This is a genomic window from Streptomyces sp. NBC_00569, from assembly GCF_036345255.1.
Classification (GTDB): domain Bacteria; phylum Actinomycetota; class Actinomycetes; order Streptomycetales; family Streptomycetaceae; genus Streptomyces.
This window is the reverse complement of the sequence record NZ_CP107783.1, coordinates 9,860,968-9,887,293: the sequence shown is the minus strand read 5'-3', so window position 1 is coordinate 9,887,293 and position 26,326 is coordinate 9,860,968. Positions and strand designations below refer to the sequence as shown.

Here is a 26,326-nt window from a genome sequence, read left to right as displayed (position 1 = left end):
GCCCCCCGCGCATCAGTACGCCCCCTGCCCGTGGAGCACCGCACGCAGCGTCTTCCACAAGATCACTGCGTCCAGGGCGAGCGACCAGTCCTCCACGTACCGCAGGTCGAGGCGGACCGCCTCCTCCCACGGCAGGTCGCTGCGTCCGCTGATCTGCCACAGACCGGTGAGTCCGGGCTTGACCAGCAGCCGCCGCCGGATGTCCGGGCCGTACGCCGCGGACTCCTCCGGCAGCGGAGGCCGCGGACCGACGAGCGACATCGATCCGGCGAGTACGTTGAAGAGCTGCGGGAGTTCGTCGATCGAGTACCGGCGCAGCACTGCTCCCACCCGGGTCACCCGCGGATCCCGGCGGAGCTTGAACAGCAGCCCTGCGCCCTCGTTGCGGTCGGCCAGCTCGGCACGTGCCCCGTGGGCCCCGGAGACCATGGTGCGGAACTTGAAGATGGTGAACTCGCGGCCGTCCTTGCCGACCCTGCACTGGCGGTACAACGCCCCACCCCGGCTGTCCATCAGCACGAGCAGCCCGACGAGCACCATCAGCGGCGCGAACAGCAGCAGCAGGACCGCCGCGCCCAACCGGTCGACGACCCCCTTGATCGCCCGGCGGCCACCGGTGAAGGTCGGCATGCTGACCCGCAGCAGCGGGATCCCGAGCACCGCGTCGACGTGCAGCCGCGGGCCGGCCACCTCCATCAGCACCGGGGCCACGACCATCTCGGCATCGCTGCCTTCGAGGTTCCAGGCCAGCCGCTGCAGCCGGTCCGGTGACCAGTGCGAGTCCGGTGTGACCGCGACGACACGGTAGCCGTCGCGGCGGACGTGGCTCGCGACGTCCGCCAGTGGGCCGACGACCGGCACCCCGTCCAGTTGGTCACCGTCGAGCCCCAGCCCGTCCGGTGTGCACACCGCCTCCACCCGCCAGCCGAGGTGAGGGAACTTGCGGGTTCGGGTGATCAGGTCGCGCACGGTGGCCGGACTCCCGGCAGCGAGCACCGGTCTCAGGCATCGTCCTTCCTTCCGCTGTTTGTGCAGCGAGAGGCGGAGCACATACCGCGAGGTCATGGTGACGAGCGCGATCGCCGGGATCGCGACGAAGATCCAGAGCTTGATGTTGCGCGAGGTGAGGGCGATCCCGCCGAGCGCCAGCGCGACGGTCGCCGTGAACAGCGAGCGTCCGAGCCGGCGGAACTCCTCGGCACCCTGGCCGAGCACGGCCGGAGCCCACGCCCGGCTCACCGCAAGCGCTCCCAGCACCAGCAACTCGGTGCCGAATGCGAGAATGCCCCACTTCTCGTGCCAGTTGGCCGCGTCCCGGGCCCCGAAGAAGTTGCCGATCCCCCCCACCACCAAGGCGGTGGCGACGGTATCGCTGGTGATCACGGTACGGCGGTACCGCTGTTCCCACTCGTTAGCGGGCTCGCTGATCGACCCGTTCGCCAGACGCCCGCGCGCCGACGGAAAAGGGTCGACTAATCCCCCCTGCCGCACAGAACCCCCCAGGTCCCCAGTGGTTCGACGTGTTCGCCCAACACTGTTCCTCCCCCCGGGAGGCCCCCGCCCCCCGCACGCTTCCTCCCCTCGGGGCCCCCGCCCCCGCGCCGCGCTGTTCTTCCCCCACGGAAGGCCCCCGCCCTCCGCGCATCACACCCCGGCCACTTCAGCACCACGGGCACAACCCGCCCTGACATCAGCAGAGTTGCGAGCCGCCAGGACTCGATCCCCCCGCGTCCGGCCGCCGGAAACGCTGCAACCGGCCGTCCGTGGCGCCAGACCTAACAGTTCACCATTTGTCGCTCAGTGTCCGTGCTTGTGAAGCAGCGTCAATCTAGACCATCGGGGCCCATCTGAAGATAGAGATGTGTGTAATTTGTGCTCAAGTTTTGAAGCCGGATCCACGGACCGGTGGCCGCCTGCGGGTGCCTCAACGACAGACATGCCCTGTGACCTGCGAGAACTGACGTTCTCCCGGCTGCTGACACCGGCAGCCCCGAGACCTCCCGACACCGCCCCCGGCCCACAACCAGGGCCGGTCCGGCGGGACTTGTCGGCGAACGCGGGGCGGCGAGCGTGCCTGTGGGCGATGGACAGCCCAGCGGGAGCAAGAAGCCGACGGGTATGGTCCGTTCGACCAGTGAGAATGAAAGCGCTGACCCTGCCACACCCGTGCCGATGCCCTCAGCGCTCATCGTTCAATACGCGACCGACCTGAACCGCGCGACACCGACGGCTCGGGTGAAGGTCGACGACGTCGCCACTGCGCCCACCGGCGAGGTCCGCGCCGTCCGGCCCACTCCACCCGACTCCTACGTCAGCCCACAGCGGCGGCGCAGAAAGCACGACTGCCCATGACACGCACGAAGACGTCCGTCACCACCGCCCCCGGCATACGGCACCTGCTCCTGCTGGTGTTCTTCTGCCTCTCGGGCTTCGCGCTCCTGCTGCCCGTCTCCCCGCAGTGGGCCGTGCACGGAGGCGCCGATGAGTTCGGTGCCGGACTCGTCACCGCCACACTGATGGCCACCACCGTCCTGGCCCAGCTCCTCGTCAAGACAGCGCTGCGCAGGCTGGGCTGGCCACGCACCCTTGCCCTGGGGACCCTGCTGCTCGGCCTGCCGGCGCCGGTGCAGGCGTTCAGCGACAGCCTGTGGGCGATCCTGCTCACCACCGCCCTGCGGGGGCTCGGCTTCGGCATCATCACCGTGTGCGGCTCCACCGCCGCAGCGATGCTCGCTCCCCCGGACGCCAAGGAGCGGCCATCGGCCTGTACGGCCTGGCCCTCGCCCTGCCCCAGATGGTGCTGACCCCGGCCGCCCCGGCCCTGGCCGCGACACTCACCCTCCCGGTGATCATCGCCTGCGGTGCACTGCCCGTCCTCGCCCTGCCGTTCACCCGCGGCCTCGGGCGCGCGGTCGACGCCCGCACCATGACGCCCTCACCGGAGCAGGCAGCCGCAGCCGCCCCTACGACCACGGTGCTCCGCCGCATCCTGCTGCCCCTGGGCACCCTGCTGTTGGTGACATCAGCCGGAGGTGCGGTCCTGACCTTCACTCCCCAGTTCGCCGGCCGTCCGGCTCTGGCCGTGACGGCGCTGTTCCTCTTCACCGCCACCGCCGCGGGTGCCCGCTGGGTCTGCGGAGTCCTGGCGGACCGCTTCGCACCCCGCCCGTTGACCTGCATCCTCCTGATCACCGCCTGCGCCGGCCTGGCCCTCATCGCCGTCGCCGTCCGCTCCGGCCAACCCCCTCTCGCCGGACTGCCGGCCGGTCTCGTCCTGCTGGGGGCAGCGTACGGAGGGGTGCAGAGCATCACCCTCGTGCAAGCCCTTGCCGACGCCGGTGCCGAGAACCGGCAGACCACTTCCGTCGCCTGGAACATCGGCTACGACTCCGGAACCGGCCTCGGGTCCCTACTGCTCGGCCTCGCCGCACAGGTCGCGACCTTCTCGACCGGATTCACCGCCCTGTCCGCGGCCATGGCGCTCGCCGCGGCCGTGGTCGTCACGGCAGGCAACCGTCCGCGCAACAAGCCCACCGCGTCCACAACCGACCCGGCGGACTCAGCTGACCGCGATACGCACCAATCGCTTTCCGGCCAATAGTGGTACTTCGTCAGGTCGGATTGCGGGGAGGTGCATTCGGCGTGTGGACTTCCTTTCGGGCAGGGGTGATGTCTCAACTGTCACAACAACAGGGCCTTTTCTGCACCACCATGTTCTCGAACAGTTCGTGTCGTTCGTCCCGCGAAGGAAGCAGCGCATGGCCTCACTGGTCCTCAAGATGTCTGTCTCGCTCGACGGCTACGTCGCACCGATTGACGGGAGCTCCGATTGGATCACTGCGGGAGACTCCGATGACGCCCTCAGCTGGATTGTCGAGACCGTGAGCAATGCCGGCGCTCACCTCATGGGTGCCACCACGTACGCGGCGATGGCCGCCTACTGGCCCGGCGCCTCCGGGCCGCTCGCCAAGCCGATGAACGCGATCCCCAAGGTGGTGTTCTCGGACTCGCTCGCGTCTCCGCAGTGGGGCGAGACGACGATCGTCGCCGGAGACCTGGCCGAAGCCGTCACGCGGCTCAAGCAAGAGCGCTCCGACGGATACCTGCTCGCCCACGGCGGGGCACGGTTCGCCCGATCACTGGTCGGGACCGGCTTGATCGACGAGTACCGCCTTGTCATCCACCCGGTCGTCCTGGGTGCGGGCGAGCGGCTCCCGGCACCGCTCACCATCGAGCCGACGAGCACCACCGTCTTCAGTGGCGGAGCCGTCGCCCACGTCTTCGCGGCGCACCCGTGATCGAGCCCTGTTGCCCGTCACACCGCGCTATCTGTACACCTACAGAACAGGATTGGAACAACTCCCCGTCGCTCACGCGACTGTGGTGTCGGGCCGATATGTCTTCGGGGTCAGCGCGGGCGACAACGAAGCGCGAACCCGGCGACTGATACAAGCCCGTGGCGACGCATCTCGCCGAACAAGTCGATCCCGGCCCAAACGTGTGAGCGCTCGGCCTTCGTCCGGCCACCGGGCATTGTCGTGCCGCCGGGCCACATAGCTGATCGTCCCGGCGGCGAAGCCAGTCTCCTCTGCGCAATCGCGGCAGGTGCGGACAGCGGTGCCTTGGACGCGAAGCCAGTCGAGATCGATCCCGCGCCAGCAGATCGCTTTGCCCTCGCGTATCAGGCGTATTCAGTGTCAGCGCAATCGGAACATCTGGGCCGGATGCCAAGCCCCTTCCCCCCAGTGGGAAACGCGCACGAGGCGCCGGTCTCCATCGAGGTGATACCGGCCGCGCATGCCGGCTTGATATCCACGCAGTCGGCGCACCGCCCTCACCACGCCGGTGGCGCCGTTGAGCTGGTGAACATGGACGGTGCCGTCCGGCCCCTCCGAGGATTCCCATTTGCTCACCGCCACGACACTGTCGCCGGACGCAAAGACGCCGCTGATCGTTCCCTCGGACCGCCATGTCCAACGCGGCGTTCCGCGATCGAGGGTGAACGCGGTCAGATGGTCGCCGTAGGTACCCGGGGGACGGACCATGGCGACCAGCAAGTCCCCGACGGCCGCCACCGGCTGGTCGTCCAGCAGCCCGTACGTGGACTGGACGCGCAGCTCACCGTGCGGGCCGTGGACCGGTATCCGGGCGGTTGGCCGTCCGTCCTTGCTGTCAAGGACCAGCAGCATCTCTACCCCACGGCGTCCCTTTCCCAGACAGAGGATGGCCAGGGGATCCTCGAGCAGCACCTGGACCTCCCTGACGGGCCCGCCGGTGTCCGGCCTGGTTTCCCAGCGGATGGAGCCCTCGGAGGCGTCGAGGCACCGGACGGTGACGTCGCCGTCGGCGAGCCCGATCTGGACGATGCCGTGCCCGCAGACCGCGAGCCGGCTGTCCCCTTTCAGGGGTGCTATCGGCGGCCAGACGGTGTTCCCGCTGCTCAGTGCGTGGGCCGCGGGCCTTCCTTGCGTCAGGACGACGGCCCGGTCCGGGGCGAGGGCGATGGCGCCGGCGAAGCGGTCGTAGTCGTACGTCCAGGGCTCGTTGCTGAAGTCATAGGGAACGGACCACAACACGTTGCCGTCATCAGTGCTGAAAGCGGTGACGGTGCACGTGGCGGGCCACTCACCCGGACCGTTCTCGTCAGCGTGGACAGCCAGGCCCACCCCGCCCACGGCCGTGCGGCTCATGGCGAGCAACAGCCTGTGGTCCGGAGCGATCCAGGACCAGCGGGGTTCACCGGTCTCCAGGTCGTATCCGTGCAGCCCATCCGGACGCCCTCGGATCACCAGTCGCGCTGTGCGCCAATCGCCCACAGCGTCGTGAGTCCTGCCCGGGGCCCCCGGTACCTGCCAGACAGGCCGCACCTGCCGAAGGCGTCTCTTCCTGATCCGCTTCATAGCCATCGCTCCCCGCCGATCGGCGAATGCCTCCAACAGGCCCAAGATTATGCGTGCCTTGCACCGGCCATGCCGTTGTCCGAACCAAGCGGCCGTTGAAGTACTGCAGATGCTTCGACCACCATCATCCAGTGCGCGTCGATGGACTTCATCCGTCCCGCACATACGATCACGTCCACCCACCGCAGCAGCGGACCACCTCAGATCCTGCGAGGCCGCCACTGGCCTTGTAGGGGGCCACGCTGTTCGCGCTCTCTGTTCACCCTGGCCGTCTCATCGAAGTCCCCGGCACTTCCGCCACGACGGTGTCCTCGCCCAGCGCTCGTGACGAGACGTGACATCAGGCGGGCGAGCGCCGCTTCGACATGCCACCGCCGCGCCCGTTCAAGGGGATCAGCGACTCCAGACGGGCGCCTTTGACCGGCAAGTAGGCCTCGCCCCTCCACGGCTGGGATGCCACCATGCTCGACCGAGCCCGACCAAAAAATCGGATGCCTCCCGCACCGGCGACGGTTACGGTGACCTTCGTTCAGGTGCGCAGGTTGCGGCTCCTTCTCCTGTCAAGAGAGCAACGCGGGTTCGAATCCCGCCGCCGGTCACGGCCGGTGTCGTCCAGCGGCCCAGGACGCTTATGTTGCCGCTGCCGACCTTGATCTCTGAACGCCCGCGTCGCGAGCCGTCCATCACCGGGCAACCAGATGGACGGCTCGCGCATGCCGCCTGGCGGTGGTGCGCGCGCCAGCCGCGCCACGTCACCCCGTGGCGGCCGACCGGCGCGCTCTGCCTCGCACCCGGACGGCCTGGTCGTCCCCGCGGCGCCGTCCGCTGCCGGACCTGTCCGAGCCGAAGCCGGTACGCACCGCGGCAACGAGCCCGCCGGGGTGACAGCTGTCGTGCCGCGGCTCACGGAGTCCGGATCAGGCACGCGCCCAGGTGCCGTCGCAAGGACCCGGGTTCCCGTGCCGAGGTACAGCTCGTACGTCCTCAACTGCCGAAGCGTGTCAGGGCGTACCTGGCCCCTGAAGAATCTCGCGGGACATGGCGCGATGGCTCTGGGACCCTGTGGTTCGGCCCGGACAATCTTCGTCGAGACCGAAGTGATGACTCATGAGTTTCATGCTGGAGGGACCGGTTCTGGAGGGCGCGCTCGTGCGTCTTGAACCACTGGATCACCGCCACGCGGCGGACTTGGCTGTGGCAGCGGAGGAGGACCGCAGTTCATACCGGTTCACGTGGGTGCCGACGGCGCGTGAGGTCGAGGGGTACATCACTGCTCAGCTCGCGCGCTCCGCTGCCGGGAAGCTGGCCCCGTACGCGCAGGTTGAGCGTGTATCGGGGCGGGCGGTCGGAGTCACGGCCTACTGGGATCCGCGGTGGTGGCCGGCAGGAGACGGTCTGTGCGCGATCGAGGTCGGTTTCACCTGGCTGGCTGCGGCGGCCCAGGGCACGGGAGTGAATACCGAGGCCAAGTACCTGCTGTTCCGGCACGCGTTCGAGACCTGGAAGGTGGCGCGCCTCGACTTGAAGACGGACGCGCGCAACAGCCGTTGCCGGGCCGCGATCTCAGGGGTGGGAGCACACTTCGAGGGTGTGCTGCGCAACTGGTCCCGCTCGTGGGCACCGGGCGAGGAGGGTCTGCTCCGTGATTCCGCGATCTTTTCGATCACCGCGGCCGAGTGGCCGCACTGCCGGACCACGCTCGAGCAGCGAATCGCTCGTGACCTCGAACGCAGGCAGTCGGGAGCAGATCGGGCGGCCCCGAGCTGAGCCCCGTCCGCATGCCCGAGGCTCCGCCGGCAGCCATGTGCGGCCCACGGACCGGAGGCACCGGCGCTCCGCGCCGCGACACCAGGATGCAATTCCCCCGGCGTGAACGCCGTCGCCTCCTCGCAAGACGGAGGTGGATCAGCGGCGGGACATGTAGAGGTCGAGGGCCTTGTGCAGGAACTTGTTGAGCGGGAAGTCCCATTCGCCGAGGTATTCCACCGCCTCACCGCCGGTGCCGACTTTGAACCGGAGCAGGCCCAGGAGGTGGTTGCTCTCCTCCAGGGTGTCGGTGATGCCGCGGAAGTCGTAGATGCTCGCGCCGAGCTCATGAGCGTCGGACATCATCCGCCACTGGATCGCGTTGTTCGGCTGGACCTCGCGCTTTCGGTTGGTGGAGGCGCCGTAGGAGTACCAGACGTGCTCACCGACGGTCAGCATCGTCGCTGCCGCGAGCACTTCGCCGTCGTGGTGGGCGAGGTAGAGCCGCATGCGGTTGGGGTCCTCGGCCGTGAGCACGGTCCACATGCGCTGGAAGTAGGCCAGCGGGCGCGGGATGAACCGGTCGCGTTCGGCGGTCTCCACGTAGATGTCGTAGAAGGCGGGCAGTTCGTCGTAGCCGCCTAGGACGACCTTGACGCCTGCCTTCTCGGCCTTCTTGATGTTACGGCGCCACTGCTGGTTGAGGCCGCGCTCGATGTCCTCCAGCGAGCGGCCCGCGAAGGGAACTTGGAACACATACCGTGGCTGACCGGCGGCGAAGCCGTCCTCGCCGCCGGGCTCGGTCTGCTGCCAGCCCATCCGCCGAAGCCGGTCAGCGACGTCGAAGGCCAGCGGCTCGTGTGTGGTGGCCTTGGCATCACACAGTTGTCTGGCCTGCGGGTCCGCGATCGCGGCCTTGACCGCCTCCGCGCTCCAGCGGCGGGCGACGACGGGCGGGCCCATCTTCACCGAGAAAGCGCCCTGGGCCTTGAGATAGGTGAGCATCGGCTCCAGCCATCGCTGAAGATCCGGCGCGTCCCATGCGATGACCGGCCCTTCGGGCAGATAGGCGAGGTACCGCTTGAGCTTCGGCAACGGCCTGAACAGCACCAGCCCCACACCGACGAGACGGCCGTCGCCGTCGAACCAGCCCAGGCTCTCCGCCCGCCAGTCCGGTTTCACATCCCCCCAGGAAGGAACCTGCATGTGACTCGCCGAGGGCAGGGCCTTGACGAACGCCAGATGCTCCTCACGGGTGATCGCCTTCACGCGGAAACTCATGTGCAGCGCTCCTTTGCTCGACGCGTCAGCCTACTGAGGGCCCTAAGGTGCATCCGCCGCAACTGCTCCGGCTCGTGCGGGCAGATGCTTCACCGCGCCGCGTGGTGCCGTTCCGGCTCGGTGGCCTGGAAGCGGCAGCACTCGGTGCCGGTCTGGACGAGTGTGCAGCGGAACCTGATCCGGCCGGCGATGGTGGTGCAGAGCCGAGGATCGGCGAAGAACCCGGTCGACGGTGTGCTTCTGCATCTTCCACGTCTGACGGTCCTCGTGCAGCACGGCGTCGATGAAGCCTTCACCGGCTCCCCCATGCTCTTGCACGGGAGCGACTTCTTCCACCTTGAAGGCGTCGGAGGCACCAGCGGCCTCGCCACGGTGTTCCGCGACACCTTGTACCGCTGAGCCGGCATCCGCCCCGAGACCGTCGGATCCGACCGGCGATCACGACGGATCCACTCAAAGATCCACTCACGCGACCTGTACACCCACGGGCTCCTGACATCACCGTGATCGACGCAGCACAGCGTGACCGGCCCGACAGCCCAAAGCCTCGATTACGCCACTAGCGGCATGTCCCCTGCCATCAGGCACGGCGGCTCCCCATCTCGTTGCCGAAACACCGGCTCTCGCCCACACAGAAGCGGCGTCGCGCCCAGCGGTGCGTCGCCCCGGCGAGCGTGGGCCCGCTGGATCGGGGGAAACCGGCGGGCCGGCGCCAGGGCCGAGAGTCCTCTCCCGGATACAGGGAGGCGGTCACAGCGCTGAGCGACGCAGCGCGAGGAGCGCCTGGTCGTCCTGGGGCCGGCCGCCGGAGTGGCGCCGTACGTCATGGATCAGCATGTCGAGGACCTGGGCCGGTGTGGTGTGCTCGCCGGACCGGGCGCGGTGCCGCAGCAGAACGGGCAGACGCGTCGCAGCGTCGTAGAAGTTGCCTTCCTCGTCCCGGGACTCGGTGATGCCGTCCGTGTAGCACAGGAGCGTCGCGCCGGGCGGGAACGCAAAGGTGTCGACCGGTGCGGACCAGTTGCCCAGCACCCCCATCCCCAGCGGAGGCACTTCCTGAGAGGGTTCGAGGACGGTGGCCGAGCCCTGTGCGTCGAGGAGCAGGGGCGGCGGATGGCCGCGGTTGACGATGCGTACGGCGCTGAGGTCCGCGGGAAACTCCGCGATGAGGGCGGTGGTGAATCCCTCTTCCTGTTCGAGGCCTCCGCGCCGCCCGCCCTCACGCAGTAGTGCCTGCTCCAGCGAGCGCACGAGCTGTGCGAGGTCCTCGGCCTCGTCCGCGGCGTACCTGAACGCGCCGAGATCGGCGCAGACCGCGCTCACGGCGCCCAGGCCCTTGCCCCGTACGTCGCCGACGAGGACCCGTGTGCCGTACGGGGTGTCCTGTACGACGTACAGATCGCCGCCGATCATGGCCTCGTCCTCGGCGGGCACGTACCGGGCGGCAATGTACAGGTCTCCCAGCCGCGGCGGCGGTCTGGGCAGCACGGCGCGCTGGGCGACGGCCGCTACGTGCTGAGCACGCCGGGTCCTGATGTTGTGCCTCTTCAGGGTGCGGTTGATGAAGATGGCCAGCAGGGTCACGGCCAACAGGGTGAACTGGTTGGCCAGACCGCGGTGCCAGCCGAAGGTGCCGTCCACCCAGGCGAGCCCCGCATGGACGGCCATCGACGCGAGGCCCACCCAGATGATGCCCAACAGCGACAGGAGCGGGGCTGCTGCGACGGGCGCCGCCATGATGAGCGGGGCCGACGTCACCTCGGTCGGGGTCACCAGGTCGACCACTACGGCCAGCACGATCACGCCGGCGGGAATCCACTGGGCTTTGCTCTGCTGCACCACTCCCCCACGCTGGCGGCAGCCGGCGTTCGTCGCATCCCGGCGGACGCGGCGGAGAGCTCGTGCGACGAGAACACCGGGGTCCTGGGAGGCGGCGCGGGCGGCGTCGAGCCGGATGGGGTGGTTCATCACCGCATCCGGCTCGGCGACGCTGTCGACTCTGACGCCAGAGCTCTCCAGGACCGCCCGGTCTCCGATCTCGGGTGCGGGGACGCGCAGCAGGTTCGATCGAGGCGATCGCGACGAGCGGGCCGATGAGGGGCCCGCAGTTTGGACAGGGGCCCACCGGTACGTAGCAGCGCTGCACAGCGCGCGTCGGCGAACGTCCACACCTGTGCGACGCGTGGCCTGTCCCGGACTCTCCGCTTCCCGACGGCCAGGACGTGCATGGACCCGTTTCGGTCATTCACCGCGGGGTGAAGCGGCGGGCCGGCGAGCGTGGTCAGTACCGGGGCAGGTAGGGCGGGAACCTTTCTTTCTCGGTGAGGTCCTGGTCCGCGTCGGGCCAGCGGCGGCGCAGCACTGCGGCGATGCGGCGCATCCAGCCACAGACGTGCGGCAGGGCCCGGTACGTCTCGGCGGTGTGCGCGGCCGCTTCCAGAGTGGCGACGAGCTGGAGTCGGCTGGGGTCACCCGGTGAGCGGGTGTCGAGCTGGGCGAGCCGCTGCAGACGAACAAGCGCCCAGGACATGCAGGCGGCGGCAAGGCCGTCTCCGTACCGCCGGTCGTCCTCGGCTTCCGGGATGCCGCGGGCCAGAGCGTGGCGGTACTGGTCGGCGAGGCCTGTGGTGGTTGGATCGCCCACGGTCAGCCAGGCCGGGCCGGGCACATACAGGCACACGGCGTCGGTCAGCGCGTGGGTGTAGCCGGCGAATTCGAAGTCGATGAGGCGGGCGTCGGGCGGGCCGTAGGCGTGGAGCATCACGTTGTTGGCTTCTGCGTCACCATTGCTGAAGGCGAGAAAGGGGCCTGGATCAGCCAGCTCGTCCATGGCTGCGGCGAGTTCGTGGACCGTTCGGCCGCTTGGCGGCGCCCCGAGCCCCACCGCCTGCCCGATCGCGTCGTTGTGGACAGGGGCGCGCCGTCCCGTCTGGTCTGCCGCAGCGTCGAAGCGGCCCAGCCCGGCCCGGCGGGCGTAGTAGGTCTCGGCCTGCCCAGCGGTGGCAGCGCTCAGCTCACCGCGGGCGCGTGCGAACGCCGCCAGCCGGTCACCGTGCGCTGCCGCGCCGTCCCGTCGGAGCAACTGGTCCAGGCAGACACGAGGAGCGAGGTCTTCCAGCACGAGGAAACCGGCAGCCACGTCGGCATCGATGACGCGAGGAGTGAGCCCTGGACCCACGTCCTCGCTGAGGAACTGGAGAGCCGCCAGTTCCGTGTGCAGTCGCCAATGAGCGGTGCGGGCCTCGCGTTGCCCCTCCCGTATGCACTTGACGACAACGGAGCGCGGAAGTGCCGAAGTGCTCCGAAGCCAGACCCGGGCCACGGCCCATGGCTCCAGCGACTCCCAACGGCTGACAGCGACTGGCGCGGCACAAAGGCGGGTCAAGAGGTCCTGCAGCGCATCGACTGTGAGTGTCCCCGCTGGGGCATCCGCCATCCCTTCACCCTACGGACCTCCCTGTACATCGGGCATACGCGTGAGAAGACACGGCGAGCAAATCCGGCCACCCACCGAGCCCCCTGAAGGGAATGGGCGAAGAGCACCGACACCGTGCCCGCCCTGTGACGTCACAGCCGCCGGCTGCCGCCCGTTCACCGCTAGCCTCGGCCCATGATTGTGTGGCTCAACGGCACCCACGGCGCAGGCAAGACGACGACCAGTGCACTCGTGCAGCAACTGATCCCGGGTTCACGGGTGTTCGATGCCGAGAAGGTCGGCGAGACACTCATGGACATCACACCCGGGCTGCCCACGACGGACAATTTCCAGCACTGGCCCCCGTGGCGGCCGCTCGTCGTCGAGACCGCCCGGCGCGTACTCGACTACACCGGCGGCACGCTGGTGATGCCCATGACCGTCCTGGTCGAGGAGTACTGGCGCGAGATCAGCGCGGGCCTGGCCCAGCACGCCATTCCCGTACGGCACTTCGTCCTCCACGCCGACCAGGACACCCTCCGCGGGCGCATCGAGAGGGACACGGTCATGGGCCCCTCCCCGTTCCGTTTCGCCTACCTCAAGCCCTACGCCGAGGCGGCCCGCACGTGGCTGCACGCCGAGGCCGAGGTCATCGACACCACGCATCTCACGCCCGCCCAGGCCGCCCAGCAGGTCGTGACGGCCGTCAAGAGAGGCTGAGGGCGGACCGCCGCGGACTGCCGCGCTGCGCTGCCCGCGATACCGGCACCGCGTCGAGCGGGGACGGACGGGAAGGGCGACGCGCTTGTCCCCGAAGGGCAGCAGGGGGCAAAGCCGGTGCACCAGCAGCCGGGGAGCAGGCCGCAACAGCAGTGGACGCTGCTCCTGGAATTCGCCAAATCCGGTAGGCGCTTCTCAGTGCTCGGCGCAGACAAGCGAGGCATTGGTCTAGGCCAGCCGCTTCCATCCCGGTATCCTCACCCGTAGCCAGTGGCACACAATCCCCCACCCCCGTTGCGTGCCGGCTCGGGCGACTCCCACTCAACTCCGCCCGAAGCAGCCGGGTGCACTCCCCCCACTCGCCGCCTCTAGGAGTAACGGTGAAATTACGCACCAGAAGCTCTGCGATCATCGGCACCATCTGCCTTGCCACCACCCTCGCTTTCGCCACGGCGTACGCCGACGAGCCGGCCGCCCCGCCCCATGCGGCGGCAGACGTCGCGCTGACGGAAGTGGCCACGGCCCGGAATCCGACCGCCGGCGCCGCCGGACCCGACGGCACCGTCTGGATAGCCGAACGCGCGGGCACCGTAAGGGTCTTGGACGACCAGGGACTCGGTGAGCCCGTTCTCGACATATCCAGCGAGACGACCACCGACGGTGAACGCGGCCTGCTGGGCGTCGCGTTCGACAACGGATTCGAGCACTTCTACATCTCGTACACGGACCTCGAGGGCACCAGCACCATCGACGAGTTCGCCATGCGGTACGGCGCGATCCAGAAGGACTCCCGACGTACCGTCCTCACCCAGACGCAGCCGTACGACAACCACAACGGCGGCGACATCAAGTTCGGCCCCGACGGCTACCTCTACATCGCGTTCGGCGACGGCGGCTCGGGCGGTGACCCGCACGGCAACGGGCAGAACCTCGACACGCTGCTCGGCAAGCTCCTGCGGATCGACCCCAGCGGCGGCGAACCGTACGCCGTCCCGGCGGACAACCCGTTCGTGGGCGACCCTGACGCGAAGGACGAGATCTGGTCGTACGGGCTGCGCAACCCGTGGCGGTTCTCCTTCGACTCGGGCACCGGCGACCTGCTGATCGGCGACGTCGGCCAGAGCGACTGGGAAGAGATCGACTGGGCCTCGGCGGACAGCCAGGGCGGCGAGAACTACGGCTGGGCCTCGATGGAGGGGACCCATCCCTTCCGGGGCGGCACGGAGCCCGCGAACCACGTACCGCCGGTCCACGAGTACGACCGCAACGGGCTGGGCTGCTCGGTGACCGGTGGATACGTCTACCGCGGCGACGCGATCCCGGACCTTCAGGGCCAGTACCTGTACAGCGACTACTGCGACGGCACCGTGCGCGCTCTGACGATCGAGAACGGCGAGGTGACCGGTCAGAGCGACCTCGGCGTCAACGGCGGCGAGGTCGTCTCGTTCGTGGAGGACGGCGACGGGGAACTGTACGTGCTCGCCCTCGGCGGCAGCGTCTCTCGCATCGACCCGGCGTAGCGGCTTCAGCCGGCTCGTAGGAGCGTGAACCGTTCACGGCATCCTGTCCGATCACCTCGATCGGGCAGGATGCTGTCGTTCCCAGCGACGACTGACACCTGGACCCGGCAGCGCGGTGTCCGGACCGGTATCAGCCGTTCCCCCTACTTGGTGATGCGTCCAGCGACGACCCGGATCGCACTGACCGTCAGATCCGGCTCATGGATCTGTACGTAGTGATCACTTCCGGTGGTCAGGAACCTACTTACACACCACGGCGCTCCAACCCCCGCGAAGCGGGTCCGCTCTGGCGCTCGCGCTTCTCCGGCGACCGGGATCACCTCTGTCCCACGTCTTGTGCCGACAGCACGCAGCGATCAAGATGACGCCTGCATGTGACCGCTGGTAACCGTCGCCCATCAGGGCTGGGACACGAAGAAGGTCCTGCTGTGCCCGTACTTCGCCACACGACGAACCCCCTCGGCGCCCCGTCGACAAGCGTTCGCCTCACCGTCCTCGGCGCGACGGTGGCGGCAGCCGCCGCGTTGCTCCCCGTCGCTTCCGCCTCGGCCGCAGAGCCAGGTGCCGGCGGATACGCCGACCCGTCGTACGCGTCCGCGTGCACCTTCCACCGCTACGGCGAGGGCGAGACGCCGCCGCTCTCCCTGTTCAGCGCCGACCCGCTGTGCGTCGAGTACGCCAAGCGGGACATCACCGTGACCAACGGCGGCGCGGCGCGCTTTCTGCTGGCTGAACCGGCGCGCTTCGCGATCGCCGTACCGGCCTGCCGGTACTGGCAGTTGGACCATTGGAGCGTGCAGGCCACGCCCGGCGGAACCGAACTGGTCGGTTGGGACGGCAGTTACTGGTTCGACAAGGCCGAGGGCAGTGCCGCGGCGAGGGTACGCAACATCACCGTCGCCGGGCAGCCCGCCCGGGCCGAGGAGGCCGCGAAGGTGATCCGGCCGTACGACGTCCGGCTCGCCGACGCGCTCGTGCGCGACGCCGCGGGTGTGAAGGTGCGGCTGCCGGTGAGCGGGCTGTGCTGAGGGAACCGCCCGCGCGTCCCACTCGGCGCCGGCTGCTTGTCGGGCTGACCGCCGCCGTCGCCGCCCTGCGGGCCGGGGAGCTGACCGCCGACGCCGCACCCTCGGTGCTTCCTGTCCCCGAACAGGTGCCGGTGGCCGGGACCGGGCTGCGGCCCGCTTCCCTCTCACTGCCCGACCCTACGACCGCCACGCTGGAGGCGTTCGCGGACACCATGGTCCCGGGCGAGAAGCGGCACAGCGGCGACCTCGCGATCGCGGGGGCGGCGCCCGGTCCCGGCGCCGTACAGGCGGGGGCCATCGAGCTGCTCAACCTTCCCGATCTCGGCATCGGCGCACTGCTGCCCGAGCTGGCGCTGCTCGTCAACACCCGTGCCCTCGCCTATGCGGCCATCCACGGCCGGGTCCTGCTGCCCACCCAACCCCCTTTCGTCGCCCTCCGGTTCACCGACCGGACCGCCCTCGCCGGCGAGCTGCTCACGCCGGGCGCCCCGGACCGGCAGCTGTACGTGCTGCTCGCGCTTTTCGCCGCCGCGGCCTTCGACACCGCAGCCCATCTGCACACCACCGAAGCCATCCGGCAACGCCACCCGGGGCTGGCCTGGATCGGCTTCCCGGCGCCCGACGCCGACGGACTGTGGCGCTTCCCCGACTATTCGTACGGCCGAAGGCTCGCCTCCGAGCACCCGCTCACCACCCCCGGAGGGCACCCCGCATGAGCGTCACCGAACGCACCGACGTGCTGGTCATCGGCAGCGGTTTCGGGGGTGCCATTCCCGCGTACCATCTGGCCGCGGGCGGCGCCAAGGTGGTGATCCTGGAACGCGGACCGCATCTCACCGCCCCGGACTTCACCCATGACCTGCGCCTGGGCAGCTATACCCGGATCGTCGACCTCGTGCAGGGCGACGGCATCACCGTCGTGGCCGGGAACTGCGTCGGCGGGTCCAGCGTGGTCTACTTCGCCGCTTCGCTGCGGGCTCCGGGCTTCGTCTTCGACCGCCGCGGCAGTCTGGGCCACCGTCTGTGGCCGTCGACCCTGACGCGCGCGGCACTCGACCCGTGGTACGACCGGGTCGAGGAGGCTCTGCCCGTCGCCGAGCCGAGCTGGGACCAAGTCCCCTATCCCGGAGGGCTGTTCGCCGCGGCGTGCGCCCGTGCCGGCCGCACCTGCAATCCGGTGCCCGTCGCCGTCGACCTGGCCCGCTGCACCAACTGCAACTGGATGCTCAACGGCTGCCATTTCGACGCCAAGCGGTCCATGCTGCTGAACTACCTACCCGCCGCTGCGGCTCACGGCGCCGAGATCCGCCCACTCCACGAGGCGCAGACGATCGCTCCTGCCACCACACCCGGTTACCGCTACCGCGTCGCGTACACGCAGCTCGACGCCGGCGACTACCGGCTGCCGGTCGGCGTGGGCGCGATCGAGGCCAAGACCGTGGTGCTGGCCGCGGGCGCTCTGGCCACCCCGGTGCTGCTGCAGCGCTCGGCTCCCTTGCTCGGTGGTGTCCCGCAAGCCGTCGGGCGCTACTTCTCGGGCAACGGCGACCGCGTCTCCATCGCCGACGCCGACGAAGACAAGGTGCGCGACCTGCTCGGTCTCGAGCGCGCACCGGGCATCCCGTACCAGGGCTTCCCCATCGGCAAGCCCATCGGCTCCATGTCGTACGACCGGCTCGACGCGGCAACGGCGGAGTTCACCCGTTTCTCCCTTCAGCAGATCTACTTCCCCGGCATCACCGACCTGCTGGCCCAGGCCACCGACACCCCGGCGACGAGCTGGTTCGGTGTCCGCAAGAAGGAGATGCGTGCCCGCTGGCCGTCGTGGTTGTCCGTGCTCGCCATGACCGAGGACGACAACGAGGGCGTCTTCGGCGCGCCGCCGCCCACGGGAAGTTCGACGCGCGTGGCCACGTCGCTCTGCCTGTCCACGCTCTCGTACCGGCCGACGGCGAACACCCTGCGCGGCTGGGCCGCTGCGGATGCCGAGGCCCGCGCGGTACTCGAGCGCGACGGTCTTGCGCGGGTACGGCCCTGGAGCGAGAACGCCGCCGGGTCCGTGAGCGCACACCCCCTCGCCTCCTGCCGGATGGGTGACGACCCCGTCACCTCGGCACTCGACGAACGCGGCGAACTCCGGGGCCATCCGGGCCTGTTCGTCACCGACGGCTCGGCCGTCCCGACCTCGCTCTGCGTCAACCCCTCACTGACGATCGCGGCACTGGCCGAACGGGCCTGTCCCGGCATCGTGGCGAGCACCGCCGAGGCAGGCGTGCGCGCACGGTACGGGGCCCCCACGCCCCGGTGAAAGGAATCCCTCATGAACTCCCTCTACACGCCACGGATGACCGGCCGGCCAGGGCGGCTCGAAGTGTGGTACGCGACGTTGACCGACCCCCGCACCGGGACCGGCGTGTGGATCCACCACGAAGTGGTGGCACCCAAGCAGGACGGCCCGGCCCGGGCGCACGGCTGGATATCCGTCTTCCCACCCGACGGGCCGCCGGTCACCGAGCGGTTCGGGGTCCCGGGCTCTCCACCGCCCCAGGCCGAGGCGTACTTCGAGGTGCCGGGGGTGCGGGCATCGCCCCAGCTGCTGGAAGGCGCGGCAGGCGCGATCACCTGGCGCCTGAAGGTCACCGGGGGCGGGGAGCCTCTCTACACGTTCCCGCGCTGGTCCTGGCAGCGTGAACTGCTGCCCGCCGCCCAGATCGTGCCCGCCCCCGACGCCATATTCGAGGGGGAACTCGTCGTCGGAGAAAGGCGGTTCACCCTCTCCGACGCCGTGGGGGGCGTCGCCCGGATCGCCGGGCACGGCAATGCCCAGCGGTGGGCGTGGCTCCACGCGGGCCTCGGCGGCGGCGACGTACTGGAAGTGGTGGCCGCCGTCGCCCGCCGTCCCACCATGCGGTGGCTGCCACCGCTGCCCATGCTTCAGCTGCGGATCGGTGGCACCGACTGGCCGCGCGACCCGTTGCTGACCGCGCCACTGTTGCGGGCACGGGTCGGACTGCCGGACTGGTCGGTCGCAGGCAGCACCGCACGGCGGAGAGTCCGCATCGATGTGACCCAGGACCCGGACGACTGTGTGTCACTCTCCTACACCGACCCCGACGGAACGACCGCCACCTGCACCAACACCGAACGCGCCAGCGTTGACGTGATCGTCGAACGCCGCACGGGACTGCGCCGATTCGAGGTGGAGCACCGCTGGCATCTGGATCGCACGGGTCACGCGGAGGTGGGGACGCGCCCGTGAGCGGAGGGCTCACGGCTCACGGTTCCCGATCACCGATCGAGGTGCTCATCGGGCCGCCCCCATCAGCTGTGCCGCCTTCTCTCCCACGAGGACCGTCGGCGCGTGCGTGTTTCCGTGGGGGATCGTCGGGAACACCGACGCGTCGGCGACACGTAGTCCGGCGACTCCGTGCACGCGCAGTTGTGCGTCCACGACTCCGTCGGCTTCCGTTCCGATGCGTGCCGTGCAGGAGGGGTGGTAGGTGTGGGCGACGTTGCGTCGAATCTCGGCCTCGATCTCCGGACGGCGGGCAGCGTCTCCTCCGGGATGAAGCTCACGCGTGGTGAGACCGCGCATGGCCGACGAATGGGCCACCTCACGTGCCCGCTCGATGCCGGCGACCATCGAGTCCATCTCTGCCGGGTCGGAGAGGTAGTTGAACGTCAGCGCGGGTTTCGCCGTCGGGTCGGCTCCCCGCAGACGGACCTGGCCACGGCTGAGGGATCCCACCAGCGAGAGCCCGATCGCATACGCCGGCTTGTCGTGCGTCGTGAAGCCGTTGTCCCAGAAGTACGCCGGCGCGCCGAACATCTGTATGTCGGGCGCGGCTTCTCCCGACCGTGTGTGGAAGAACGCCCCTGCCTCGGCGATGTTCGATGTCAGCGACCCGCGTCGTGCTGCGAGGTACTTGGCGAGCTGTACCGGCGACTGCGCGTTCGCCAGCGTTCCGCGTGCCGTGGTCTCGAAGTTCGCGAGGTAGAACGGGTGGTCCATCAGGTGTGAACCGACATTGGGGTTGTCGACGACCACCCGGATCCCGTGCCGCGCGAGATGCTCAGCCGGCCCGATGCCCGAGAGCATCAGGATCTTCGGCGTGTTGAAAGCACCCGCGGACAGGACGACTTCGCGGTCAGCCTGATGGACCTCCTGCCGCCCGGCACGCGTGACCTCGACTCCAACGACCCGTCCGCCCTCGATGCGCAGACGATCGACATGCGCCTCCGTGAGCACGGTGAAGTTCGGGCGCTTCGATGCCGGCGCCACGAAGGCATCCGCGGTGGTCCAGCGCCGTCCACGCCGCTGCGTCACCTGGTTGAGGCCGGCGCCGACCTGTTCCGCGCCGTTGAAGTCGGCGTTCCGGGGCAGTCCGGTGGAGACCATGCCTTCGATGAGGCGCTCGGAGAGGGGATTCGGGGACCGGAGGTCCTCGATGTGCAACGGGCCGGTCGCACCGTGGTACTCGTTCGCGCCGCGCGAGTTGCGCTCCGACTTCTTGAACAGGGGAAGGACGTCGCTGTACGACCAGCCTGTCGCACCGTCCTTCGCCCACGCGTCGTAGTCGTGTCGGCTGCCGCGGATGTAGACCATCGCGTTCATGCCGCTGCAGCCGCCCAGGTACTTCGCCCGAGGGTGGTACAGCGAGCGGTCGTCCAGACCGGCTTCCGGCTCCGTGTGGTAGTCCCAGTCGAGGTTCGTCCGGAACTGGGTGGCGAACGCCGCCGGGATCTGAACGTTCATCGGCTTCTTGGCGCCACCTGCTTCGATGAGCAGGACTCGTATGTCCGGATCGGCCGAGAGCCTCCCGGCCACGACCGCTCCGGCCGAGCCCGAGCCCGAGCCCACCACAATGTAGTCAAATGCCGCCATCAGTTCCTCACCAGAGTCGTCGGTGGAGGAAATCTCGCACCGTGCCAGGGGACGGCGCTTGGCATTGCGTCCAGGATTCGGCTCCTGCATTGTGTGCGTGTCCAAAGCCCTGTTTCATCGAGGACTACGTCGCCCAGGAGGTGCCCGAGTGGCCGTGACGGCTTCCCCCGCTCTTTTGGCGTGGATGCGTGGATTCGCCGAGGAGGCCGTCACCGATTCAGTGGTCGCCGCGTTCGTCCGGAAGGTCGACGACCGCGTGATGGATCAGATCCCCACCATCGCCACCGATCCGATGCTGGCCGAAATCCTGCACGGGAGCACCCGCTCGCAGTGGCGGTCATTCGTGACGAACCTGACCTCTGAGCACCAATTCGCGTTGCCTGGACCGGCGGCCGACCTCGCCCGCTCGCTCGCCCGACGTGGCACTGACCTGGGTGTCCTGCTCAAGGTCTACCGCGCCGCACACCACAGCGTCTTCGCCTTCTTCACCGAGGTCACGGACACTCTCGACGAGTCCGCGCCCCCGCGCGACGAGGCCCTCAAGTACATGTGGTCCCGCGCCGAGCAGTGGATGAACGACTCGGTGGAAGCCCTGATCGAGACCTTCTACGAAGAGCGACAACAGCTGCTCGAAGGCGCTCTGCTCCGTCGCACGCGATTGGTCGAGGACATCCTTCGAGGTTCGCCGACCGACATCGATCAAGCCTCGGCCGAGCTGTCCCATCCGCTTGCGCAGTGGCAGAGCGCTTTCATCGCGTGGACGGCGAACCCGGACGCGGCGGACGCCACGGACCGGGTTCTCCATATCGCCAACCGCGTGGCGCGGGAACTGAACGCCCCGCGCGCGCTGACCGTGATGGCCGGCAGCCGCGACTGGTGGTTCTGGGTCGCGACCCCGACACGTCCCGAACTCGGCTCCATTGCCGATCTGGAAGCCTCTCTCGAGAAATGGCAGATTCGCCTCTCAGCCGGATCGCCGTCGCGCGGGGTGCAGGGATTCCGCGCCGGGCACGCCGAGGCCAAGGCCGCTCAAAGGGTCGGTCTCAGCGCCGTCAGCCCGCGAGCGGTCACAGAATTCTCCGACGTCGAACTCCTCTGCCTGGTCACCGACCGTCCTGAGATGACTCGACGCATGGTGCTCCGCGAAGTCGGGGGCCTCTGTGGGACGGACAAGAACCTCGCCCAGCTTCGCGACACCGTCCTCGCGTACTTTTCCAACAGTCACAACGTGGAGGCCACGGCCGAGCAGCTCTTCGTCCACAAGAACACCGTCCGCTACCGGCTGACGCGTGCCGAGAAGATCTTGGGCCACCCGTTGACCGATCGCACCGCGAAGGTCGAGCTGGCACTGCGGTACATAGCCGCATTCGGTCTCCCCAAGCCCTGACCGTCGCTCCGAGCCGGTAGCCACAGAGCGCCAGGGCCGCGTGACGTGTCGCGGTGGAGGGGGCCGGTCCTGCTCGTCGGGGGCCGGTCGCTGGCGCCGACCCGGTGGGCCACGATCTCCGCCGCTGGAGACAGGCTGCCTCCTGCAGCGCGCGCCGGGTCGAGGCCGATCGGGCGGCCCGGATCGGCGTCGGCCTCCCACTTCTCTGGGCTGCTCTGCACTCCTCTCACCGCCTTCTCGACGACGAACTCGCACACGTCGGTGCGGCGGAGCGGAACGGGCTGCGGACCGGACGCTCGCTGCGGAGATACTCACGGTCGCGACGCCACCGGAGCCATGGGCACAGGGCCGGCACGTGCCGCCCGTGCCTGTGCTCGGGCACAAGGGGGCAAGAGGGCCGACGGGCGTCGGCGCCTACTCTTCGGTCACGCCGAGCCGCAACGCCCGAAGGGCTACGTAGAGTTCCGCGGCGTCCACCGGCCGGGTGGGAACACGGCCGGTGAGTTCGGCGATGCGGGTCATGCGGTACAGCACCGTGTTGCGGTGGCAGTGGAGTTGTCGCGCCGCCTCGGCGGTTGAGCCGTCCGCGGCGAACCACGCGTGGAGGGTCTCCAGCAGCGCCGCGTCGCCGGCCTCGCCGGTCAGCAGGGCCTCCAGCACGCTCTCACTCAGCTCGCCCGCGGACTCGGCGTGGCTCGCGACGAACTCGTCGATCGGAGCGCTGCCGTAACGGTGCACGCCCGCCGGCGGCGTGGCGCACCGCACGGCGATGCGGGCCTCCTTCACCGCCCCAGGCGCTGACGCGAGCGAGGTGAACGGACGGCTCAGCCCCACGCGCGAGGTGGCAGCCCTTCCCACCACCCGCAGCACTCCTTCGGAGTCGGCCTCGCCGACGGCCGCGACCAGGCCGATCCGCTCCCCGAGTTCGGTCGTCCAGGCGGAGCGGATACGGGCGTGGTCCAGCAGCGCGGCAATACCAGGCAGCGGGTCCGCTCCTTGCGCCCCGATCTCGCCGATCACGACGCAGTACGACGCCCGCTCGGGCAGACCGAGGGCGCGGGGCGCCCCCGCCCCGGGGACTCCGTTCGGGCCCCGGCCGGCTGCCGAACCCTCCAGAACGGCCAGCAGAGCGACCCGGCGGGAGACCCGCTCCCGCTGTTCCCTGTCGTCGGTGACGTGCCGGTACGCCTCCGCCGCGGCAGTGGTGAACCGTTCGAGCGTCCCCCAGAAGTGGGAGGACCGGCGCAGCAGAGCACTCGCCTGCTCGCCGTCCGCGGCGCGTGCGATCGCCCATTCCCAGATCTCCAGCCCGCCGAGGCGAAATCCGTGGAGCAGTCCCGAGATCGGCACGCCATGGTCGGCCTTGACCTGTCCCGCCCAACGGGCGGCGTCGACACCGACGTCGGCATCTCCGGCCACCACCCGCAGGATGGCCTCGATGTTCGCCCGCACCACGTCGTGGAGCAGCTGCGGTGGAAGAGCATGCTCTGCGAAGTCCTCTTCTTCGGAGACGATCTGGCGTACGGCGGAGTTGGCGAGATCGTCGACGAGGTCGAGCATGTCGGTGAAGACGTCGGCGTCGTGCGCCTCGGCACGTGTGGCGGTCCGGCTCATGGCCGAGACGGTATCCGCTCCCCTGCCAAGGCTCTTGTGCCCAGGTACAAAGAGGTACGGGTCCCCTTGGATGCCCGCCCATAGCCAGCAGGTCCGCCGTGCGCGATCTTTGCATGCGTCAGGGCTCCTTGTGCCAGGAGCCGACCTCCACGGTTGCCATGGGCGAGACCGGACGCATCCTGGAGGGCGTCATCGCATGCCGGGACGTGCGTACGGACACCGACATCCGGACGCGCGCGTCCGTCGTGGCGACGCCGCTGCTGTTCCTCCTGGTGGCGCGGGACAGCGCTGCCGGGCGGCAACTCCGTGGACGCGGTGGTCGAGCTCGTTCCCGCGCCGTGGAGGCACAGCCCTGACCGCGTGCCGGGTCTCTCCGCCGACATGAAATTGATGGACGAAGCCCCTTGCCCCGGCGCATCCCAATATCGATACTCCCGGTATCGAATTAATCCTCGCTCTGGAGGAAACACCCATGACTGCACTCGCCGCCACGCCCCAGCCCGCCCTCGACAAGCCCTTGATGCGCTACGGACACCGCGTCCTGGACCGCACCGCCCCGGGCAGCCCCGAGGCGGAGTACCGGATTCTCGGCATCCAGCCGCTCACCCCGCACATCGGCGCCGAGGTCAGCGGTGTCGACCTCTCGCAGCCGATCGGTGAAGACCTCGGCGCCGAGCTGCGGCAGGCCCTGCTGGAGTGGAAGGTGATCTTCTTCCGCGACCAGCACCGCTTCACTTCCGAGCACCACGTCGCGCTCGCAGCGATATGGGGCGAACCGGAGGTGAACCCCTTCTTCCCCAAGGGCGACACCGTCGGCGTCTCCCGCCTGGCCAAGGACGCCATGGCCGTCGGCAACGAGAACATCTGGCACAGCGACCACTCCTTCATGGCCGCGCCCGCCCTGGGTTCCGTACTGCGCGCCGTCGAGGTGCCACCGGCCGGCGGCGACACGATGTGGGCCGACATGGCGGTCGCCTACGACAACCTCTCCGAGGAGACGAAGGCCCGGATCGACGGACTCACCGCAGTGCACGACTGGGTGCCCAGCTGGGGTTCGCTGATGACCGAGGAGCAGATCGCCCGGATGCGGGAGACCCTGCCTGCCGTGGAGCACCCGGTGGTCGTCCGCCACCCGCAGTCGGGACGCAAGGTGCTCTACGTCAACGAGCCCTTCACCACGCGGATCGTCGGCCTGTCCGACGCCGAGAGCCGTGAACTGCTCGACGAACTCGTCCTGCAGGCCCGTATCCCCGAGTTCCAGGTGCGGTTCCACTGGCAGCCGGACTCCGTCGCGATCTGGGACAACATCGCGGTCCAGCACTACGCGATCAACGACTACTACCCACAGCGGCGCGTCATGGAGCGCATCGCGATCGCGGGCGTCCCCCTCTCCTGAGGCCCCCTGCGCACACGGCCCGCCCGGGCGCGCCCGCGCACGGGCCCACGGCGCCGCCCCGTCTCCGCACGTGCCCACCCCCTCGTCAGCGCCCCTTTTCCGGAGGACCCCGTGACCGCCGCCGACACCACCCCCAGACAGACCGAACCACCGACGGCAGACCGCAGCTCCGGCTCGCGCACCCGCGCCTGGATCGTCACCGGCCTGCTCGTGGTCTTCATGATGGTCAACTTCGCGGACAAGTCCGTGCTCGGCCTCGCTGCCGATGAGATCCGCGCGGACCTGGGCCTGTCCGCCACCGACTTCGGGCTCGCCAACAGCGCCTTCTTCCTGCTGTTCTCCGTCGCCGCCGGCGCAGTGGGGCTGCTCGCCGACCGCGTCCGGCCCAAGTGGCTGCTCCTGGCCATGGCCCTGCTCTGGACGGTTGCGCAGACGCCGGCCGCCCTGGGCGGCGGCCTGGCCGTACTGGTCGGCTCACGCATCCTCCTGGGCGCGGCCGAAGGTCCCGCCTTCCCCGTCGCGCAGCAGGCCGCACTCTCCTGGTTCCCCAACCACCGGCGTAATCTCCCCGGCGCGCTGGTCACCTTCGGCGTCACCCTCGGCGTGATCACCGCCGCCCCCGGCCTGACCTGGGTCATCCACCACCACGGCTGGCGCGCCGCCCTCTGGGTGGTCGCGGCCGCCGGTGCGCTGTGGGCCGTGGCGTGGGCCGTGTTCGGCGCCGACGGGACGTACCGGACCGACACCGCGGCGACGCTGTCCTCCGAGCCTGCCGCGAAGCCCGCCTACCGGCGCGTCCTCGGCACCCGCACCTGGATCGGCACCACCGCCGCCTACTTCACCAGTTACTGGGCCGTGGCGCTGATGGTCGTATGGCTGCCCTCCTACCTGCGCAACGGCCTCGGCCACTCCCCCGACGCCGCCGGCAGACTCATCGTCCTGCCCTGGGCGGTCGGCGCCCTCGCACTGCTCGGCCAAGCGGCGCTCACCGGGTGGCTCATGCGCCGCGGAGTCAGCAGCCGCTGGGCGCGCGGCTGGGTCGGCGGCGGCTTGCTGCTGCTCGGCGCGGTCGCCTGCCTGGCCGTACCCCTCGTGGAGGGTGCGGCGGCGAAGACCGCGCTGCTGGCCGCCGGCTTCGGTCTGGGCGGATCCTTCGCCACCGTCGCGGTCACCACCGTCGCCGAACTGGCCCCGCCCGCACGGCGCGGCGGTGCCCTCGGCACGATGAACGCCACCGTGACCACCGCGGGCCTCATCGCCCCCGCTGTCGTCGGATCGCTGGTCGACAGCCAAGGCGCAGCGGGATACCAGACCGCCGTCGTGCTCTTGGGCGGCTTGCTGCTGCTGGGTGCACTCGCCGCCTTCACCCTCATCGACCCGGCGCGCGACGCCCTCCGGCCGAACGTCTGACCCACCGGAAGCCCGCCACCACCC

At 69.5% G+C, this 26,326-nt stretch carries 22 protein-coding genes; 15 read left to right on the top strand and 7 right to left on the bottom strand.

Annotated elements, in window-relative coordinates; translation table 11 throughout:
* Positions 1-12 precede the first annotated feature (12 nt).
* A complete protein-coding gene (locus OHO83_RS44635; RefSeq protein WP_266681293.1) occupies positions 13-1,491 on the bottom strand; it encodes a sugar transferase in 1,479 nt (492 codons plus the stop codon).
* A gap of 857 nt (positions 1,492-2,348) precedes the next feature.
* On the opposite strand from OHO83_RS44635, the gene OHO83_RS44630 reads away from it, so the two are divergent.
* The 3 genes from OHO83_RS44630 (at position 2,349) to OHO83_RS44620 (ending at position 4,298) form a co-directional block, all read left to right on the top strand.
* On the top strand, positions 2,349-2,804 hold the full coding sequence (locus OHO83_RS44630) for an MFS transporter (protein WP_266681291.1): 456 nt from the start codon (positions 2,349-2,351) through the stop codon (positions 2,802-2,804).
* Positions 2,705-3,601, top strand: coding sequence for an MFS transporter (locus OHO83_RS44625; RefSeq protein ID WP_266681289.1), 897 nt, complete (start codon positions 2,705-2,707; stop codon positions 3,599-3,601). The genes OHO83_RS44630 and OHO83_RS44625 overlap by 100 nt, the downstream gene beginning before the upstream one ends.
* 157 nt (positions 3,602-3,758) lie before the next feature.
* Positions 3,759-4,298 (top strand): dihydrofolate reductase family protein, encoded by a 540-nt coding sequence (locus tag OHO83_RS44620; RefSeq protein ID WP_266681287.1) that lies wholly within the window; start codon positions 3,759-3,761, stop codon positions 4,296-4,298.
* 399 nt (positions 4,299-4,697) lie between these two features.
* Here the strand turns inward: OHO83_RS44620 and OHO83_RS44615 are convergent, their stop codons facing one another.
* The gene (locus tag OHO83_RS44615; RefSeq protein ID WP_389566748.1) at positions 4,698-5,900 is read right to left on the bottom strand and encodes an outer membrane protein assembly factor BamB family protein; all 1,203 of its coding nucleotides are present in this window, start codon (positions 5,898-5,900) and stop codon (positions 4,698-4,700) included.
* A gap of 1,107 nt (positions 5,901-7,007) precedes the next feature.
* On the opposite strand from OHO83_RS44615, the gene OHO83_RS44610 reads away from it, so the two are divergent.
* Entirely contained in the window at positions 7,008-7,667 is a 660-nt protein-coding gene (locus OHO83_RS44610) for a GNAT family N-acetyltransferase (RefSeq protein WP_266681283.1), read from the top strand.
* Positions 7,668-7,805: 138 nt separating this feature from the next.
* Here OHO83_RS44610 and OHO83_RS44605 read toward each other — a convergent pair whose 3' ends face one another.
* Entirely contained in the window at positions 7,806-8,927 is a 1,122-nt protein-coding gene (locus tag OHO83_RS44605; protein WP_266681281.1) for a lipid II:glycine glycyltransferase FemX, read from the bottom strand.
* On the opposite strand from OHO83_RS44605, the gene OHO83_RS44600 reads away from it, so the two are divergent.
* Positions 8,928-9,326, top strand: coding sequence for a hypothetical protein (locus tag OHO83_RS44600; RefSeq protein WP_330280679.1), 399 nt, complete (start codon positions 8,928-8,930; stop codon positions 9,324-9,326). It abuts the gene before it with no gap.
* 351 nt (positions 9,327-9,677) lie between these two features.
* Here the strand turns inward: OHO83_RS44600 and OHO83_RS44595 are convergent, their stop codons facing one another.
* Both OHO83_RS44595 and OHO83_RS44590 read right to left on the bottom strand, forming a co-directional pair.
* Complete coding sequence (locus OHO83_RS44595) at positions 9,678-10,769, bottom strand: PP2C family protein-serine/threonine phosphatase (RefSeq protein ID WP_266681805.1); 1,092 nt, start codon at positions 10,767-10,769, stop codon at positions 9,678-9,680.
* Positions 10,770-11,208: 439 nt separating this feature from the next.
* Positions 11,209-12,066, bottom strand: coding sequence for a phosphotransferase (locus OHO83_RS44590; protein WP_323187159.1), 858 nt, complete (start codon positions 12,064-12,066; stop codon positions 11,209-11,211).
* Positions 12,067-12,537: 471 nt separating this feature from the next.
* Here OHO83_RS44590 and OHO83_RS44585 point away from each other — a divergent pair, with 471 nt between their 5' ends.
* From OHO83_RS44585 to OHO83_RS44560, 6 genes are all read left to right on the top strand, one after another.
* On the top strand, positions 12,538-13,062 hold the full coding sequence (locus OHO83_RS44585) for an ATP-binding protein (RefSeq protein ID WP_266681275.1): 525 nt from the start codon (positions 12,538-12,540) through the stop codon (positions 13,060-13,062).
* A gap of 380 nt (positions 13,063-13,442) precedes the next feature.
* A complete protein-coding gene (locus OHO83_RS44580) occupies positions 13,443-14,582 on the top strand; it encodes a PQQ-dependent sugar dehydrogenase (protein WP_266681273.1) in 1,140 nt (379 codons plus the stop codon).
* Positions 14,583-15,010: 428 nt separating this feature from the next.
* A complete protein-coding gene (locus tag OHO83_RS44575) occupies positions 15,011-15,610 on the top strand; it encodes a hypothetical protein (protein ID WP_266681271.1) in 600 nt (199 codons plus the stop codon).
* A 212-nt stretch (positions 15,611-15,822) separates the two neighbouring features.
* A complete protein-coding gene (locus OHO83_RS44570) occupies positions 15,823-16,326 on the top strand; it encodes a DUF5987 family protein (protein WP_266681803.1) in 504 nt (167 codons plus the stop codon).
* A complete protein-coding gene (locus tag OHO83_RS44565; protein ID WP_266681269.1) occupies positions 16,323-17,918 on the top strand; it encodes a GMC family oxidoreductase N-terminal domain-containing protein in 1,596 nt (531 codons plus the stop codon). Before OHO83_RS44570 ends, OHO83_RS44565 begins: the two co-directional genes overlap by 4 nt.
* 12 nt (positions 17,919-17,930) lie before the next feature.
* A complete protein-coding gene (locus OHO83_RS44560; RefSeq protein ID WP_266681267.1) occupies positions 17,931-18,869 on the top strand; it encodes a hypothetical protein in 939 nt (312 codons plus the stop codon).
* A 45-nt stretch (positions 18,870-18,914) separates the two neighbouring features.
* Here OHO83_RS44560 and OHO83_RS44555 read toward each other — a convergent pair whose 3' ends face one another.
* Positions 18,915-20,495 (bottom strand): GMC family oxidoreductase, encoded by a 1,581-nt coding sequence (locus OHO83_RS44555; RefSeq protein ID WP_266681265.1) that lies wholly within the window; start codon positions 20,493-20,495, stop codon positions 18,915-18,917.
* 22 nt (positions 20,496-20,517) lie between these two features.
* On the opposite strand from OHO83_RS44555, the gene OHO83_RS44550 reads away from it, so the two are divergent.
* The gene (locus OHO83_RS44550) at positions 20,518-21,882 is read left to right on the top strand and encodes a PucR family transcriptional regulator (protein ID WP_266681263.1); all 1,365 of its coding nucleotides are present in this window, start codon (positions 20,518-20,520) and stop codon (positions 21,880-21,882) included.
* Between the two features lie 414 nt (positions 21,883-22,296).
* On the opposite strand, the gene OHO83_RS44545 is transcribed toward OHO83_RS44550, so the two are convergent.
* Positions 22,297-23,496 (bottom strand): PucR family transcriptional regulator, encoded by a 1,200-nt coding sequence (locus OHO83_RS44545; protein WP_266681261.1) that lies wholly within the window; start codon positions 23,494-23,496, stop codon positions 22,297-22,299.
* A 113-nt stretch (positions 23,497-23,609) separates the two neighbouring features.
* Between OHO83_RS44545 and OHO83_RS44540 the strand changes: the two genes are divergently transcribed.
* The 3 genes from OHO83_RS44540 (at position 23,610) to OHO83_RS44530 (ending at position 26,302) form a co-directional block, all read left to right on the top strand.
* Entirely contained in the window at positions 23,610-23,852 is a 243-nt protein-coding gene (locus OHO83_RS44540) for a hypothetical protein (RefSeq protein ID WP_266681259.1), read from the top strand.
* Between the two features lie 116 nt (positions 23,853-23,968).
* Complete coding sequence (locus tag OHO83_RS44535; RefSeq protein ID WP_266681257.1) at positions 23,969-24,892, top strand: TauD/TfdA dioxygenase family protein; 924 nt, start codon at positions 23,969-23,971, stop codon at positions 24,890-24,892.
* Positions 24,893-25,003: 111 nt separating this feature from the next.
* Positions 25,004-26,302 carry an MFS transporter gene (locus OHO83_RS44530; protein WP_266681255.1) on the top strand — a complete coding sequence of 433 codons (1,299 nt, stop codon included), beginning with the start codon at positions 25,004-25,006 and terminating at the stop codon, positions 26,300-26,302.
* The last annotated feature ends 24 nt before the right edge of the window (positions 26,303-26,326 follow it).

Coding starts and splice junctions, on each gene's coding strand:
- OHO83_RS44630 (WP_266681291.1), top strand. CDS start 2,349: ATGACACGCACGAAGACGTCCGTCACCACCGCCCCCGGCATACGGCAC.
- OHO83_RS44620 (WP_266681287.1), top strand. CDS start 3,759: ATGGCCTCACTGGTCCTCAAGATGTCTGTCTCGCTCGACGGCTACGTC.
- OHO83_RS44615 (WP_389566748.1), bottom strand. CDS start 5,900: ATGAAGCGGATCAGGAAGAGACGCCTTCGGCAGGTGCGGCCTGTCTGG.
- OHO83_RS44610 (WP_266681283.1), top strand. CDS start 7,008: ATGAGTTTCATGCTGGAGGGACCGGTTCTGGAGGGCGCGCTCGTGCGT.
- OHO83_RS44605 (WP_266681281.1), bottom strand. CDS start 8,927: ATGAGTTTCCGCGTGAAGGCGATCACCCGTGAGGAGCATCTGGCGTTC.
- OHO83_RS44585 (WP_266681275.1), top strand. CDS start 12,538: ATGATTGTGTGGCTCAACGGCACCCACGGCGCAGGCAAGACGACGACC.
- OHO83_RS44570 (WP_266681803.1), top strand. CDS start 15,823: ATGGTCCCGGGCGAGAAGCGGCACAGCGGCGACCTCGCGATCGCGGGG.
- OHO83_RS44565 (WP_266681269.1), top strand. CDS start 16,323: ATGAGCGTCACCGAACGCACCGACGTGCTGGTCATCGGCAGCGGTTTC.
- OHO83_RS44560 (WP_266681267.1), top strand. CDS start 17,931: ATGAACTCCCTCTACACGCCACGGATGACCGGCCGGCCAGGGCGGCTC.
- OHO83_RS44555 (WP_266681265.1), bottom strand. CDS start 20,495: ATGGCGGCATTTGACTACATTGTGGTGGGCTCGGGCTCGGGCTCGGCC.
- OHO83_RS44545 (WP_266681261.1), bottom strand. CDS start 23,496: ATGAGCCGGACCGCCACACGTGCCGAGGCGCACGACGCCGACGTCTTC.
- OHO83_RS44540 (WP_266681259.1), top strand. CDS start 23,610: ATGCGTCAGGGCTCCTTGTGCCAGGAGCCGACCTCCACGGTTGCCATG.
- OHO83_RS44535 (WP_266681257.1), top strand. CDS start 23,969: ATGACTGCACTCGCCGCCACGCCCCAGCCCGCCCTCGACAAGCCCTTG.